The 16046-nt window shown below is 34.0% G+C and carries 14 protein-coding genes and 1 riboswitch; of the genes, 6 read left to right on the top strand and 8 right to left on the bottom strand.

Annotated features, from left to right (window positions below):
* Positions 1 to 68: 68 nt before the first annotated feature.
* Positions 69 to 242, top strand: coding sequence for a YkvS family protein (locus C2I06_RS02565; protein ID WP_095329023.1), 174 nt, complete (start codon positions 69 to 71; stop codon positions 240 to 242).
* A gap of 100 nt (positions 243 to 342) precedes the next feature.
* Here C2I06_RS02565 and C2I06_RS25415 read toward each other — a convergent pair whose 3' ends face one another.
* Entirely contained in the window at positions 343 to 447 is a 105-nt protein-coding gene (locus C2I06_RS25415; RefSeq protein ID WP_235850216.1) for a DUF6254 family protein, read from the bottom strand.
* Positions 448 to 656: 209 nt separating this feature from the next.
* Positions 657 to 738, top strand: a riboswitch (glycine riboswitch).
* A 139-nt stretch (positions 739 to 877) separates the two neighbouring features.
* Here C2I06_RS25415 and C2I06_RS02560 point away from each other — a divergent pair.
* Together C2I06_RS02560 and C2I06_RS02555 are read left to right on the top strand one after the other, a co-directional pair.
* Entirely contained in the window at positions 878 to 1156 is a 279-nt protein-coding gene (locus C2I06_RS02560; protein ID WP_031534154.1) for an ACT domain-containing protein, read from the top strand.
* Positions 1157 to 1173: 17 nt separating this feature from the next.
* Positions 1174 to 2535, top strand: a complete 1362-nt coding sequence (locus C2I06_RS02555; protein ID WP_123257395.1) for a PFL family protein — start codon at positions 1174 to 1176, stop codon at positions 2533 to 2535.
* A 70-nt stretch (positions 2536 to 2605) separates the two neighbouring features.
* On the opposite strand, the gene C2I06_RS02550 is transcribed toward C2I06_RS02555, so the two are convergent.
* Entirely contained in the window at positions 2606 to 3637 is a 1032-nt protein-coding gene (locus C2I06_RS02550) for a YkvI family membrane protein (RefSeq protein ID WP_095329021.1), read from the bottom strand.
* Positions 3638 to 3896: 259 nt separating this feature from the next.
* Here C2I06_RS02550 and C2I06_RS02545 point away from each other — a divergent pair, with 259 nt between their 5' ends.
* Positions 3897 to 6053 carry an ATP-dependent Clp protease ATP-binding subunit gene (locus tag C2I06_RS02545; RefSeq protein WP_123257394.1) on the top strand — a complete coding sequence of 719 codons (2157 nt, stop codon included), beginning with the start codon at positions 3897 to 3899 and terminating at the stop codon, positions 6051 to 6053.
* 49 nt (positions 6054 to 6102) lie between these two features.
* Here C2I06_RS02545 and C2I06_RS02540 read toward each other — a convergent pair whose 3' ends face one another.
* Positions 6103 to 7797 carry a M3 family oligoendopeptidase gene (locus C2I06_RS02540; RefSeq protein ID WP_123257393.1) on the bottom strand — a complete coding sequence of 565 codons (1695 nt, stop codon included), beginning with the start codon at positions 7795 to 7797 and terminating at the stop codon, positions 6103 to 6105.
* 156 nt (positions 7798 to 7953) lie between these two features.
* Entirely contained in the window at positions 7954 to 8394 is a 441-nt protein-coding gene (locus tag C2I06_RS02535) for a MarR family winged helix-turn-helix transcriptional regulator (protein WP_095329018.1), read from the bottom strand.
* A 173-nt stretch (positions 8395 to 8567) separates the two neighbouring features.
* On the opposite strand from C2I06_RS02535, the gene C2I06_RS02530 reads away from it, so the two are divergent.
* On the top strand, positions 8568 to 10058 hold the full coding sequence (locus tag C2I06_RS02530; RefSeq protein ID WP_164463608.1) for a PAS domain-containing sensor histidine kinase: 1491 nt from the start codon (positions 8568 to 8570) through the stop codon (positions 10056 to 10058).
* 228 nt (positions 10059 to 10286) lie between these two features.
* On the opposite strand, the gene C2I06_RS02525 is transcribed toward C2I06_RS02530, so the two are convergent.
* Together C2I06_RS02525 and C2I06_RS02520 are read right to left on the bottom strand one after the other, a co-directional pair.
* Positions 10287 to 10556, bottom strand: coding sequence for an aspartyl-phosphate phosphatase Spo0E family protein (locus tag C2I06_RS02525; RefSeq protein WP_123257391.1), 270 nt, complete (start codon positions 10554 to 10556; stop codon positions 10287 to 10289).
* 391 nt (positions 10557 to 10947) lie between these two features.
* Positions 10948 to 12123 (bottom strand): pyridoxal phosphate-dependent aminotransferase, encoded by a 1176-nt coding sequence (locus tag C2I06_RS02520; RefSeq protein WP_123257390.1) that lies wholly within the window; start codon positions 12121 to 12123, stop codon positions 10948 to 10950.
* Positions 12124 to 12340: 217 nt separating this feature from the next.
* Between C2I06_RS02520 and C2I06_RS02515 the strand changes: the two genes are divergently transcribed.
* Positions 12341 to 13123 carry a carbon-nitrogen family hydrolase gene (locus C2I06_RS02515; protein ID WP_095329014.1) on the top strand — a complete coding sequence of 261 codons (783 nt, stop codon included), beginning with the start codon at positions 12341 to 12343 and terminating at the stop codon, positions 13121 to 13123.
* A gap of 61 nt (positions 13124 to 13184) precedes the next feature.
* Here C2I06_RS02515 and C2I06_RS02510 read toward each other — a convergent pair whose 3' ends face one another.
* Positions 13185 to 13757 (bottom strand): DUF2087 domain-containing protein, encoded by a 573-nt coding sequence (locus C2I06_RS02510; protein ID WP_123257389.1) that lies wholly within the window; start codon positions 13755 to 13757, stop codon positions 13185 to 13187.
* Between the two features lie 227 nt (positions 13758 to 13984).
* Positions 13985 to 15853 carry a PAS domain S-box protein gene (locus C2I06_RS02505; protein ID WP_123257388.1) on the bottom strand — a complete coding sequence of 623 codons (1869 nt, stop codon included), beginning with the start codon at positions 15851 to 15853 and terminating at the stop codon, positions 13985 to 13987.
* Positions 15854 to 16046: the final 193 nt, after the last annotated feature.

Raw genomic sequence — 16046 nt, 5'->3', positions numbered from 1 at the left:
AAGTTCGAAGTAGTGAAAACTATATTCAGAATTTATATAAATTTTGGAATGATAAGGAGAGATTGTGCGTGAAAATAGCTGAGGTTGGAAATATTATTGAATTTAGAGGCTTGCAAGGCATTGTAGAAAAAGTAAATGAAAATTCAGTTATTGTTGATTTGACTTATATGAGTAATTATCGCGATTTAGAGCTAGAGCAAAGAACTGTTGTTAACCATAAAAATTATCGTATCATAAAATAATCAAGAAACCTAAAAAAGAAGTCAGATTGGGAATTTCCCCACTTATTGACTTCTTTTTTGTATGCGCTTTACACCTAACTTCTATATTATAAAGAAGAGACTACTCTTCTGCTAATTCCTTTTTCGTTTTTACTTTTCCATGCGGCTTTTGTTTCTGCTTACGTACAGTCCATTCTCTTTCTTTTTCGCTCTGCGCTTTTGACACTTTTCTCACCTCCATCCTTTCCGTTTTATCATGAACAGTATTTCGTTTTGTATCCATTTCTTTCTTAACGTTTTAAGACTTATTCTCCCCCATCTAAATGACACTATGTTTGCAAATATTCTGTTGACCACTTGATAAAAAACTGTTAACATCACATTATATTTCTTAAATAATTGCATGCTATGAATGTTATGGATCAAACTATAACAGGAGCAGCTTCTGGAGAGACCGTTCTGTAAAAAACGGCACCGAAGGATTCACAATCTCAGGTAAAAGGACAGAAGATCAACCAATACATACTTAAAGTTATCATGTCCTGGTTCTTCTTATCCTTTTAAACAGATTGGTGTCTCCAATCTGTTTTTTTCATACATTCTTCCCTACTCTTTTATTTAAGATGTAAAACAATAGGAAATTATGAGGTGAAATGATGGTTCAACAACGTCGCGCAGTTGTCAGCGTAATTGGAAAAGATCAAATCGGAATTATCAGTAAGGTTACAACAATCCTTTCTAATAATCACATCAATATCCTAGATATAAGTCAAACCATTCTCCAGGATTTCTTTACGATGATGATGCTCGTAGATATCACTGATAAAGAAAACTTAGATAACTTAACAAAACAGTTTGACGAACTAAGCGAGCAACTTCATTTAAAAATAAATATCCAATTAGAAGAAATCTTCCAATCTATGCACCGCGTTTAAGAAAAGAGGGTCCAATAATGAAAATTGCATTAAATGAAATGATGGAAACAATCAACATGGTACAGATGGAGAATCTTGATATTCGTACTGTGACAATGGGAATCAGTCTTTATGATTGTGCTGATTCTGATTTCCAAAAATTAAATGATTCTGTATACAAAAAAATTACAACTTATGCAAGCAAATTAACAGAAGTAGCAAATGCGGTAGAAAAGGAGTATGGAATTCCTATTATTAATAAGCGGATTTCCATCACCCCTATTGCCGAAATACTTGGAAATAGTACAGTAGAACAGGCTGTAACGCTTGCCAAAACCCTAGACAAAGCAGCAAAAGATTTAAATGTAGATTTCATTGGTGGATATTCTGCTCTTGTTCATAAAGGGATTTCTAAAGGGGATCAAACATTATTAGACGCTCTCCCAGAAGCACTTTCTGTTACGGAACGTGTTTGTTCTTCTGTCTCTGTTGCTACGACAAGAACAGGAATTAATATGGATGCTGTCAAACAAATGGGAGAAATTATCAAAAAAGCAGCAGAAAATACGAAAGATACAAATGGTTTAGCTTGCGCTAAGCTCGTTGTCTTCTGTAATCCTGTGGAGGATAATCCCTTCATGGCAGGTGCTTTCCATGGAGCTGGTGAAGGAGAAGTTGTTATCAATGTAGGGGTTAGTGGTCCTGGAGTCGTTTTAAGTGCACTAAAAAAATATCCTGCAGCAGATTTAGGCGAAGTATCAGATATCATCAAAAAAACAACCTTTAAAATTACTCGTGCTGGTGAATTAATAGGTCGTGTCGTTGCGGAACGATTAAACGTGCCTTTCGGTATTATGGACCTATCTCTTGCTCCAACAAACGCTATTAACGATAGTGTTGCAGAGATATTAGAAGAAATCGGCTTAGAACGAGTTGGAACTCATGGCACTATTGCTGCCCTCGCCTTAATGAATGATGCAGTAAAAAAAGGTGGTGCAATGGCAAGCAGCTATGTGGGCGGATTAAGCGGAGCCTTTATTCCAGTGAGCGAAGACAATGGAATGATTAAAGGGATTTTAGACAATAGCTTAACCCTGTCTAAATTAGAGGCAATGACATGTGTCTGCTCTGTTGGCCTTGACATGATTGCTCTTACTGGAGATGTTACAGCTGCTACTTTATCTGCCATAATTGCCGATGAAGCAGCCATTGGGATGATTAATAAAAAAACAACAGCTGTTCGCGTTATTCCTGTTCCAGGGAAAAAAGAAGGAGAAATCGTTGAATTCGGCGGATTATTAGGTCGAGCACCTGTTATGGGTGTCAATCCGTATAGCTCTGATAAATTAATTAATCGTGGTGGACGTATTCCATCTCCTCTACAAGCTTTAATTAATTAGTATTATATACTGGACAAGAAGTATCCCTATCTTTTCCTGAGCAATAGGGAACTTCTTGTCTTGCTATTCATCATTTTGGTATGGGCTTTCTCCATAAGAATAGTAAGAAAACTAAACTTATATATCCAAATATAGGATATAAAAAGGATAATAGCGTACCATATTGGACGTAACTAATTAGATAAGAAATTAAAATAATTCCTCCAATTATAACCATGCTTGGTAAAGGAATAAAACTGCGCAACTGCCTCTCTAATCCATAGATATTCCCAATAACAGAACTGAAAATTTCTCCATAAATCACTAATATATATACCCATGAAAGCTGAGGAGCCAAATTTTTCATAATGACAGCCATCGGAATGGAATACCGGTAAACATCTGATAGCATAATAAGAGAAAAATGACTAGATATTAAAATAAGCATTAAAGCGATTCCACCTAATATCCCTCCCCATTTTGCCACTTCTTCATCGCCGATTTCAGAGGCAGCAGGTACTAGAACCGCAATGGCCAAAGCTAAATTTAAAGCAGTATACGAAAATGGAGAACTGATCGTTTTCCATGAAATATTCTCCATCTGAAATATCTCACCAAAAAACCCAGGCAAAGATATAGAAAGTAGAAATAAAATAAAACTAAAAGTAATCATAATAGGTACAACAAAAGTGTTTACAGCAAACAATCCCTTTGTACCAACTCTCATAACAAGTAAGGAAAGAATAATAGTAAAGATGACACCAGTGCTTTTATTCAGCCCAAGCTGCTCTTCAAATACAGCACCCGCTCCTGAAAACATCACGGCGCAAACACCTAAAAGCATTAATAATAATAGAAAGTTAATCATGTTTCCAACAATGTTACCAAACAAGTAAATGGTAAATTCTTGATAGGAAGATGCCTTTATTTTGACAGATATCCTCATTAATTTTGCTCCGAAATAGGCAAAAATAATCCCACTTAAAAGTATCCCTAAAAAGCCAATAAATCCATATTGTGAAAAGAACACCACTATTTCTCTCCCTGTCGCAAAGCCAGCACCAACTACCGTGCCTACATAAACTGCTGCAAGCTGAATTGCAGCACTCCATTTATTTTTCACATATTTCCCTCCTTACATCAACTATATGTAGAAATGGACAAACAATGACGAGCATTTTAGCCTATTAAAAATTTATTTTATCCATGACGTTTAACCCTTTTAAAATAGGAAAATTGGTATAGACACAAAGAAATTTCCTATATACATAAATTTCTAAATTTTATTTTGAAGCAAAATACTTGAAAGTCAAAAAAGGTCAAAGTATAATCATAATTACAAAAGGTCAATATTAGTCAAATTCAAAAGGAGGATATTTACAATGAAATGTGAAATGTGCCAACAAAATAATGCAACAATCAGTTTACGATTTGTTTTTAACAATATGGAAAGCACAATGAATCTATGTCATGCATGCTATCAAAAAGAAAAGCAAAAAATGACAGCACAAAGTGGCCCAATGTTTTTCCAACCTTCCCCTTTTGATGAGTTATTTCAATCATTTAACCAATCAAATCCATTAGGGGGAGCTAGTACTTCAAAGGAAGCTCCTTTTACTAACAACCATAAAAAAGCAGGTATTCTTGATAAACACGGAAAAAATTTAAATCAAATGGCGAACGCTGGTTTGATTGATCCCGTTATCGGCAGAGAAAATGAAATCGAACGTGTTATTGAAATCCTAAATCGTAGAAATAAAAACAATCCTGTGCTAATTGGCGAACCTGGTGTCGGAAAAACAGCAATAGCGGAAGGCTTAGCATTAAAAATTATAGAAGGTAATGTTCCAAAAAAATTACAAAACAAAGAAATTTATTTATTGGATGTTGCTTCCCTTGTTTCGAATACTGGAATTCGAGGACAATTTGAAGAAAAAATGAAGCAAGTAATTCAAGAAGTACAAGCTCGAAAGAATGTAATCGTCTTTATCGATGAAATTCACCAGTTAGTTGGGGCAGGTTCTGCAGAAGGATCAATGGATGCAGGTAATATTCTAAAACCGGCACTCGCTCGTGGCGAATTGCATATCATTGGGGCAACTACCTTAAAAGAATACCGTCAAATCGAAAAAGATGCTGCATTAGAGCGAAGATTCCAGCCGGTACAGGTAAGTGAGCCATCTGTTGAGGCAACTCTTTCCATCTTAAATGGTATTAAGGATAAGTATGAAAAGTTCCATGAAGTTACTTATACTGAGGATGCGATTAAAGCATGTGCAGAGCTCTCTCATCGTTATATCCAAGATCGCTTTTTACCAGATAAAGCAATTGATTTAATGGATGAGGCTGGTTCTAAAATGAATCTTTCTTCTACTTATCAAAACACAGAAGAAATTGAAAATCGTCTTGCTATGATAGCAAAAGAAAAAGAACAAGCATTGAAAGAAGAAAATTACGAGAAAGCAGCAGAATTACGTAGAGAAGAGCAACAGCTTGAAAAAGCTATAAACGAACCAAATATAGAAGAAAAACCGATTGTCGATGTTACCCTTATTCAACAACTTATCGAAAAGAAAACGGGGATTCCTGTTGGAAAATTACAGGAAGATGAGCAACAAAAAATGAAGTTTTTGAGTGAACGTTTAGCTGCAAAAGTGATTGGCCAGGACGAGGCAGTCCGCAAAGTGGCGAAAGCTATTAAGCGTAGTAGAGCAGGACTAAAATCAAAAACAAGACCAATCGGAAGCTTCCTATTTGTCGGTCCAACTGGGGTCGGAAAAACCGAACTTACTAAAACACTTGCAGAAGAATTATTTGGCAACAAAGACAGCATGATTCGATTAGATATGAGTGAATATATGGAGAAACATAGTATTAGTAAAATAATTGGTTCTCCTCCAGGCTATGTCGGTCATGAAGAAGCAGGACAATTAACGGAAAAAGTAAGAAGAAATCCATATAGCATTATCCTGCTAGATGAAATCGAAAAAGCACATCCTGATATCCAATCTATCTTCCTGCAAATTTTAGAAGATGGACGTTTAACAGATAGTCAAGGACGTACAGTAAGCTTCAAGGATTCTGTTATTATCATGACAAGTAATGCTAGTGTTGGTCATAAGCACAAAGTGGTTGGCTTTGGAAATAATGATGCCATTGAAGAAAGTAATTTATTACAAACATTAGGAAACTTCTTTAAACCTGAATTTCTTAACCGCTTTGATGCGATTATTGAGTTTAAAACACTGGAAAAAGAACACTTACTTCGCATTACTGATTTATTGATACAAGAACTTGCTCAAAACTTGCAAGAACAGAATATTACTTTACATGTAGAGGACACTGCAAAAGAGAAAATTGTTGAACTCGGTACCCATCCAAGCTTCGGAGCTCGTCCTTTAAGAAGAGTGATTCAAGAACATTTAGAAGATCAACTGGCAGATGTTATTCTTGATGATCCATCTGTAACAGAATTAACAGCTGTTCTAGAGGATGACCAAATTAAAATAAAACCAGTTCTCTCTAAAACATTATCATAAAAATAAATAGCTAAAACCGTGGGAGGAATTATTCCCACGGTTTTTATTTTTATAAATTACGGTCATCTACTGAATTTAACCATTCATCGATTTCCCCTACTACAGATTCCACACAGCCTTCTTCAAAAGGAGAAATTAAATTAGCTGCTTTGACTAATTCTGTAAATGGCATACTGCCTCCCAAGCCGCAAAGCTTGACATAATCTTCCCAAGCTTCTTCTTTATTCTCTCTTGAACGTTTCCAAAATTGGAAGGCACATATTTGTGCTAATGTATAATCAATATAATAGAATGGAGAATTATAAATATGTCCTTGTTTTTGCCAGAAACCTCCATTTTCCAGATATTCATTTCCATCATAATCAAGATGAGGACTATATTTTCTTTCTATCTTTCTCCATGCTTGCTTCCTTTCTGATGGAGTAGCCGTCGGGTTTTCGTAAACCCAATGCTGAAATTCATCAACTGATACTCCATACGGAAGGAATAGCAGGGCAGAACTTAAATGAGAAAACTTATATTTTTCTACATCTTCTTTAAAGAATAAATCCATCCATGGCCATGTGAAAAACTCCATACTCATGGAATGAATTTCTGCTGCTTCATATGTTGGCCAATAGTATTCTGGGATAGCAAAGCCGCCGCTAGAATACACTTGAAATGCATGACCTGCTTCATGGGTTAAGACATCAATATCGCCTGATGTACCATTAAAGTTTGAGAAAATAAATGGTGCTTTATAATTTTCGATAAAAGTACAATAGCCACCACCAGCTTTTCCCTTTTTAGCGACCAAATCCATTAATTCTGTTTCTCTCATATAAGAGAAGAAATCACCCGTTTCTTTTGATAATTCATTATACATCTTTTGTCCATTTTCAACGATCCACTCTGAATCTCCTTTAGGAGCTGCATTTCCAGTTACAAATTCGAATGGTTCATCATAAAATTTTAAGGAGTCAACTCCGATTCTCTCCCTTTGTCTTTCTTTTAATTTAGTTGCAAGGGGGACGATATAGTCTTCAACTTGTTTTCTAAAAGCCGCAACCATATCTGCATTATAATCTGTGCGATACATACGATCATAACCTAACTCGACGAAGTTTTTATAGCCTAGCTTATTAGCAATTTCTGTCCGAACCTTCACCATATCATCGTATATTCTATCTAACTGCTCTTCATGTTCACGGAAAAAAGCAAACCGGGCTTCACTTGCTGCCTTTCTCGTCTCGCGATTTTTTGATTCTGTAAATGGCTGTAATTGTGCCAGTGTTCTTTCTTCCCCTTCAAACAAAATCTTGGCAGAGGCAACAAGCTTAGTATATTCAGTAGAGAGTTTATTTTCTTGCTGAAGTAATTCAACGATATCCTCTGAGAATACTTTTAGTTGCGCTTCTGCTAATGCAAATAATTGCTTGCCCCATTTTTCTTCTAATTCTGGTTTAAATTTAGATTGAACAAGCGCTTGATAATACTTTGTAATAAGCCCTTCTACCTTTGGTGATATCTCATCGATATAATCTTGTTCTTGCTGGTAAAACTCATCATTTGTATCAACAGAATGGCGGATATAGCATAAATTAAACATAGTAGAAATGTCATTTCTAAGCTCATTTATTTTTTCCATTGCTGCCATTTGTTGATCTAAATGCTCTGCCTGATTAAACTCTACTAATAATTCGTCCATTCTAATTGTAAATTCATTTATATCTGGTCTTTTGTATGTAAATTCCGAAAACTTCATTCTTTTATATCCCTCCATTTTTAACTGGCTTCTCTAATTATACATGAAATCTAGGAAGACCAATACAAAAAAGCGAATATTCATAATGAAAGATTTATTTCCTATCAAAATAAATCTTCCTTCTGAAATACTCGCTTATAATAAGTTTTTCTTGTCCTATTTATCCCCAACAGATAATCCAAGTCTTTTTATTAATTCAATTGCAGTATCTTTTTCATCTGGTGTCAATTCAGACATGATTTCATGAATTCTTTGCTCATGATTTGGGAAAATACTCTCTATTAATCCTTTACCATTATCAGTAATTTGTGCAAATGTAACTCGTCTATCAGTTGGGCAGGCAACCCTTTTTAAATATCCTTTTTCCTCTAATTTATCTACCACATAAGTGATGCTCCCACTTGCTAACAAAATCTTTCCCCCAATTTGCTGTAGCGGCTGATCGCCTTTATGATACAGCAATTCCAGGACTGCAAACTCTGTCGGATTCAAGCCGTTTGCCGTGATTGCCTTATTAACATTTTCATTTATTGCTCGATAAGCACGTGATAATACAATATATAACTTTAATGATTGATCGATATCTTTTTTTGCCATTTATAAACTTCCCTTATTAGTATATAATTCACTATCTCGAATTCAGATAAATTATATTATTCCCTAGGTCTTTTGTCAATTTCCAGATGAAAACCTTCCCCTTCATTGAGCTTTCTCTATTTCATGTTATAATTATATCTATATATTGGAATTACCCTATGGAGAATCTATTGATGAAAATAAACACACACAAAAAGCTTTTATATTTTGCAATTGTCGTTATTCCGATCCTTATTACAACTATTCTATTTTTTTATTACCAAGTAAATAGAGAAGAAGCAAAAAATAAGGCTCATGCAGAATGGGTGGCCTCTATTCACCAAAGACAATGGGACTCTTATATAAACAAAATCGTCTCTTCTTTAAATATTCTAAGTCTCTCCATTCAAACTAATACCGATTCAGCAGAAGAAATTAATAACCTATTAAAAAAAGTGTTTACGAATGAGCATATTTATGGTGGTATATTCTTACTTGATAGTTCAGGTAAAACAATTGCTGGGGTTAATGATACGTATGATTCGATTGATATCTCTGAAGAGGATTATATAATGGAAGTTATTAATTCAAAGGACTTAGTGATTTCTAATAGAGAGGAAGTATTAAGCAACGGTCAGAAAGTAATCGGTATTGCCATGCCTATTATCAGTGACCATAATCAATTAAATTCAATTATAACTGCTTATCTCCGTGTCGATCACTTAATAAATATCACGAAAATGCTATCCTCAGAGGAAAACATCGCCATTATGAATGAACAAAAAGAACGCATTTTTTATATAAATGATGGTGCATCAATCAATAAAAAAGAAGTTATAAGTATGCCCATTGATCGCCTGCCTTGGACCATCATTGTGGAATTAGAAAAACCACATATTTGGAATATCGTAAAATCGAAAATATGGGTCCTTCTTTTTTTTATGGTGATTTTCCATTTCTTTTATATGCTTTTAATTCTTTACTATCATCGTAAAATAAGAGAAGAAGAAGCAAAACAAAACGAAATTCAAAAATTAGAACTTGTCGGCAATTTAGCCGCTAGTTCTGCACATGAAATTAGGAATCCTCTAACTGGTATCAAAGGTCTCATTCAATTATTAAGTGAGAAATATCATGATCAGCAAGACCAGTTTTATTTTTCTATTATCCAAAAAGAAATTGTACGGATAAATGAAATCGTAAGTCAATTCCTTATCTTAGGAAAGCCAACTGCACAAAATAAGCAAAAAATAAACTTAAAATTAATCATCGCAGAACTTAATCCGCTTATCGTTTCGGAAGCAAATTTATATAATGTAAAATATACAGAAAAGATATCTGACCAAGACATTTATATTCTCGGAATCGCCGATCAAATGAAACAAGTATTACTTAATTTAACCAAAAATGCGCTTGAAGCAATGGAAAAGGGCGGGCAGTTAGAACTTTCCATACGTTCCGTTAAGTCAAACGTAATCATTACAATCACCGATAATGGCATTGGCATGTCCAATCAACAGTTAAAGAAAATATTTGAGCCATTTAATACTTCGAAGGAAACAGGGACTGGCTTGGGGCTCGTTGTATGTAAAAGAATCGTTGAATCATTCGATGGTGAAATCCATATATCCAGTAGGGAAAAGAAAGGCACAAAGGTAAATATAATCTTACCTATTATGGAATAATTATTTATCTATTCGCTTCTTGCATCATAAACGCTGTTCATTTTCTATTATTCTTCTTAAAAGAAGAATAGTAGCTTTTGAACAAAAGAAGCGTTTTTTATTTTGTCAAAATATTAGTGGATAATAGGATAAGTAATTTAATGGAGGTCACATCTTTCTTTAAAGAAGGGCATTGATTTGGATGAAATATTATTAAGGTAATCACTGCCATTACCCTTCGCCATTTAGTTATCTATATACAACCTCGGAATAATTTTTCCGCTTATATCGGTTAGCATTGGACCAAAAAATTCGCGTGTTTTTATATTGTCTTTTTATTTGTTTTCTTTTCTCACTTTCGTAGCGAAATACAAGCTGATATTCATAGATTAATTTATCGAGTTCTTGACTCAATCTAATGGTCTCTTCATCAATTGTTCCACGCTCTTTCGCTGTTTTAATCATTACCTCCCTTTTATCTTGAATTTCAAATAATAATTCTGTTTTCTTACAATACACCTTACTTCCTCCTAATCAAATTCCTTACTTACAAACAATGCATTATTTGTTTACTTGATGAATTATTACAATAAAACAAATAAAAGTAAATAGATTCGCAATATTAGACATTTTTCTAAGTCAAAATAGGTATTTGTACTTATTTTTTCTTGATTCCGCTTCTTTTTTTCGACAAAACCACTGATGAAAAGAGTCGAAAACAACTCGCAATAATAGAAAACGCTTTCTTTTTAGTCACTTTCGCCTAATAGAAAACATCTTAGTATGAAGGAGCATCAACCCTTCTGGAAATTAGTTTATTAAGAGCAAAAAGGCAAAGAATCATATGAAGTTGTTGTTTCCCATGATTCTTTGCCTTTTTTCGACTGAATTCTTATCCATTATCGAGGAATTACTTAAATATCGAGAGTGTTTTTAATCTATCAACCGCCTCTTGCAATCTCTCTTCTTCTGTCAATAGACCAACTCGGACATATCCCTCCCCAAATGCACCAAATCCTGAGCCTGGAGCCATTGCAATATGTACCGTTTCTAATAAGTAATCACTAAATTCTTGTGAAGTAAATCCATCTGGTACTTTTAACCATGCAAAGAATGAACCTTCAGGCGCATTGACTTCCCATCCAATTTTTTTAAGTCCATTTATGAAGATATTACGTCTTTGTTCGTAAAGCTGATTCATATCTCTAATACACGCTAAAGATTCTGTTAATGCCGTATAGGCAGCTTCTTGAATCGCTCCAAATAAACTAACATATAAATGATCTTGATAAAGATTTATAGCGGAAATGACACTTTGATTTCCAACTGCAAAGGCAACTCGCCAACCTGCCATATTAAATGTCTTAGATAAAGTATAAATTTCAACACCAATGTCTTTGGCACCCTCTACTTGTAAAAAGCTAAGCGGTTTTTTTCCATCAAACCCAATCGCTCCATATGCAAAATCGTGGACAACACATATATCATGCTGTTTACTTAAAGAAATTGTTTCAGCGAAAAATTCTTTTGTTGCTATTGCTCCAGTAGGATTGTTAGGATAATTTAAGAACATTAACTTTGCTTTTTCTAACTCTTCCTTTCTCACTTCCTTGTAGTTTGGTAAAAAGTTATTTTCTTCACGCAATGGCATGAAAACCGTCTCTGCATTCGCTAAAGCAATCCCAGATAAATAGTCCGGATAACCAGGGTCTGGAACCATTACTGTTTCGCCTGGATTTAATAAACATATGGGTATCTCTACAAGGCCGGCCTTTCCTCCAAATAATATCGCCACCTCTGATTCAGGATCTAAGTCAACATCGTATTCTTTTTTATAAAATTCACTAATAGCTTCCTTTAAATGTTTATATCCTCGAAATGGAGAATATTTATGATTCTTAGGCTGTTCGGCAGCCATCTGCAAGCTCTTGATAATGTGAGAAGGTGTCGGTTGGTCTGGATTTCCTTGCCCTAAATTAATCACATCATATCCTTTTTCAATATAGCTATTAACTTTACTAACTAATGAAGCAAAAAACTGCTCTGGTAAATTCTTTAATAATTGAGATTGATCATATTTCTTCATGTACACACACCTTCTTCAATGATAAAACCTTCCAATTATTATTGGATAAACTTCTATTAGAAAATTCGATTATAAACATTCCATAAGTGATTAAAATAGAAATAATCGTTTAATAATTCGCTTTTTTATGATATAACGAAATTAATATAATAATTGAATTTTTTTGTTGGTTAACATTATAACGGAATTTAACGAAGATGAATAGAGGTGTAATCATTTGAAATTTCAGATTAGTTTAATTCAAATGGATATCGCATTTGGCAGGCCTGAAGAGAATTTTAAACAGGTAGAGAAAAAAATTGCTGCGTGCAAGGATAATAGTGATATCATTGTACTGCCAGAGTTATGGTCAACCGGCTATGATTTAACAAGATTAGCTGCGATTGCTGATAAACAAGCTCAAAATACTATTTCTTTTTTAAGTAAATTAGCCTCCAAATATAATGTTCATATCATTGGCGGATCTATTGCTAATAATAAAGAAAAAGGGGTTTATAATACACTTATTGTGATAAATAAATCTGGTGATGTGGTACATACGTATGATAAGCTTCATCTTTTTCAGCTGATGGATGAACATCTATATTTAAAGAGCGGGACATCTAATGGCCTTTTTTCTTTAGAGGATAGAAATTTTGCTAGTATGATTTGCTACGATATTCGTTTTCCAGAGTGGATAAGAGCACATACAACAAAAGGAGCTGAAGCCATCTTTGTAGTGGCTGAATGGCCAAAACCAAGATTGGCACACTGGAGAAGCCTGCTTATTGCACGAGCCATTGAAAATCAATGTTATGTAATTGCTTGTAATCGTGTCGGAAATGACCCAAATAATATCTTTGCTGGGCATAGCATGATTATTGACCCATGGGGAGAAATTATTGCAGAAGCCGGCGAGAAGGAAGAAATTCTAACAGCTGCGATTAATTTAGATAAAGTAACAGAGGTACGTAAAACCATCCCAATATTTGCTGATCGAAAACCAGCATATTATACGTGATTTTTATACATATTAACCTAGGACTGTTTATATCAGATAAGTGATAAACAGTCCTTTTTCTTCACTTCGCCCACATTTCCTCAGGGTTGAGTTCATATATACTATTTTCTCGATACATAAAGTGATTAATAATAAATTCTCTTCTTATTGTCGCGTAGTCATCAAAATATTGTTGAATATAAGCATTTATTTCTTTTTCTTCATATTTTCTGCCAAAAACCAGCCCCTCAAGCATGTATTTGAGCACTATTAACTTTTTCTTTCTTTGCGAAGGAATATTTTTAAGTCTCCCTTCTTTAGTAAAAAAGTTCTCAATGATTTTTGCTTGTTCCTCTTTAGTAACAGTCATAATACTCTCCTCCATTCCATTTGTTAATTTTCTTAAAGACTCGTTTTGTTGTAAAATGACTGATTTATTCAAGAAAAAATAAATCGTATTTTTATCTCTGCGTTCATACACAACATTTATGTCACGCAATTTCTTTAAATGATGAGTAATGGTTGGAGCAGATAGACCCAGTTTTTCTGCGATTGCTTGACCATTCCATGGTTTGTTTGCTAACAAGGAAATTATTTTAATTCTGGTGGGATCCCCCATAGTTTTATGAAATGCAACCATTTTATCTAATTGCATTCGATCACCTACTTTGACTATCATCTAATTAGATAATAATCAAAGTAGGTGATGATGTCAAGATATGGTATAATATTTTCTAAGTCTACATTTTCCGTTGAGAAGACCACTAGACAAATCCTTCTGAGTTTCCCTATGTTTACTCCTCTAACAATTCAAAACAACCAAAAATAAAAAGGGCCTAATATAAGCCCATTCCTTAAAAGTTACTCTACCAGGTCTAATGATCATTCATTTAGTTTGACTGGAAGTACAATGTAGAACGTCGTACCAACCCCTAGCTCTGACTCAACTGTCACTTTCCCCTGATGCTCTTCAATAATTTGATACGATACTAGTAAACCTAAGCCTGTTCCTTTTTCTTTGGTCGTATAAAAAGGTTCCCCAATTCTTGCAAGTATTTCCTTGCCCATTCCTCTTCCGTTATCACGGATTGCTATTTGAAAGTAATCCTGCTTACATTCAATGGAAACAGCTATTTCCCCACCGTCTTCTAATGCCTCTATTGCATTTTTTATAATATTTATAAATACCTGTTTCATTTGATTTGGTTCACAATAGATAATCGGCATATCTTCTGCATACATTTTTATAATTTGAACATTTTGTAGCACCGCTTGTGCATACAGCAATTCGATTGTATCATTCATAATTTGTCTTATATCTCGTTTTACATATTGAACAGCTTGTGGTTTAGCAAGTAATAAAAATTCATTAATAATGGATTCAATCCTAGTAAGCTCTGTTTTTATCACAGAAAAATACATATCATTTTCCTTTGAGGCAACTCCATCTTCTAACAATTGAATAAATCCCTTTAAAGCTGTCATTGGATTTCGAATTTCATGAGCTATTCCCGCTGCCAATTCTCCTACTACATTTAAAGTAGATGACTTTCTCAGCTGTTCTTCCAACAAGGCATTTTCTGTAACATCACGTAATGTAGTAATACTTAATCCTGAATAAATATTAAATTTATTACGATATTCAAGCTGCGTATATTCTCTATTATTAGGAAACTTTACTGTATAAAGCCCCCTATTTTGTCCATCTTTGTCCACATTTAATAATTTTGGCTTTATATCTTCTCCAATTGTTTTTGCAGGAGGGAAAAAGGATATTAAATCTGCACCGATTAAACCCTCTTTACTTTTATGAAGAAGACGTTCAGCCGCTTTGTTCATATCAATTATTTGATAGTTTTGATCCCAAATGATAATACCGTCAAAAACTTCTTCAAAAGTATTCTCAAACATCGCCTTACTTTCACGTAATTCTTCTTCCATTTTATAACGTTCCGTAATATTACGGAAAATACTCATGTTTAGCCCTTCTACCGAATGAAGTTTGGTTGTAAATTCTAGTATTTTTTTCTGTCCATTAGGCATCAAAAACATCAATTCTTCTCGATTAGATTTCTTATAATAGAGATTTGTAATCATATCCACGTAGCGTTTATCTTTTTTATAAATAAAATCACTAATCCTTGATTTTAGTAACTTTTCTTCAGAACTTTCAAAAATTTTTAAAGCTGATTCATTAGCTGCAATAATTTGCCCTGTTTCTTTCCAAAGAACAATACCATCGAGTGCTTCTGTAAAAAAATCATTATACAGCTTTTGTGCTTCTTCTTTCTCTTTTTCTCTTTCAAATTCCTCTGTTATCTTTTCAATAATTGTTATAAATCCCAGCTCATCGGGCAAGCGACTAGTTTGCGTTTCAAAATAGCGTTTTCGCCCATTAATAGTTAATAGGAATACGCTTTGAAAAGTACCTGATTTGGTTTTTATAGCTTCCATATGCTCCCTTATCACCGAACGTTCTTCCTGCTTCACAAAATGCGTTATATTCCTATCAACTACTTGATTCATATTCACGTTAAAATAATCACAAAGACATGGATTAATATCTCGAATCACTCCATTATTATCAAATATAACCATCCCTACATTTATTGTTTGGAAAGCAATGAATCTCCTATCCCGGACAAGTTTATTTTCTTCTAATTCTTCCTTTAGAAGGGTATTCTCTCTTTCCAATTCCCTCAGTTTATTTTGTAATTGTCGATATTCTTCAGAATAGGATATACTATCCATCTTTATGGATACCCCCCTTTTCAAACGTAGTGATTACATAATTCTACATTATTCTTGAATTTCCTTTCCTTCTGAAGAATTTAAAGAAAAAAACATACTAAGATTAGTCAACTGCTGAGAAAATAAAATATATAACGGATAAGGACAAACAATCTCTAATTTAGTGGTGAAATCAATCGTTCCATCTTTCTTA

This window comes from Niallia circulans, assembly GCF_003726095.1.
Taxonomy (GTDB): domain Bacteria; phylum Bacillota; class Bacilli; order Bacillales; family Cytobacillaceae; genus Niallia; species Niallia circulans_A.
The sequence above is the reverse complement of the archived record's forward strand: the minus strand, read 5'-3'. Positions and strand labels throughout refer to the sequence as shown.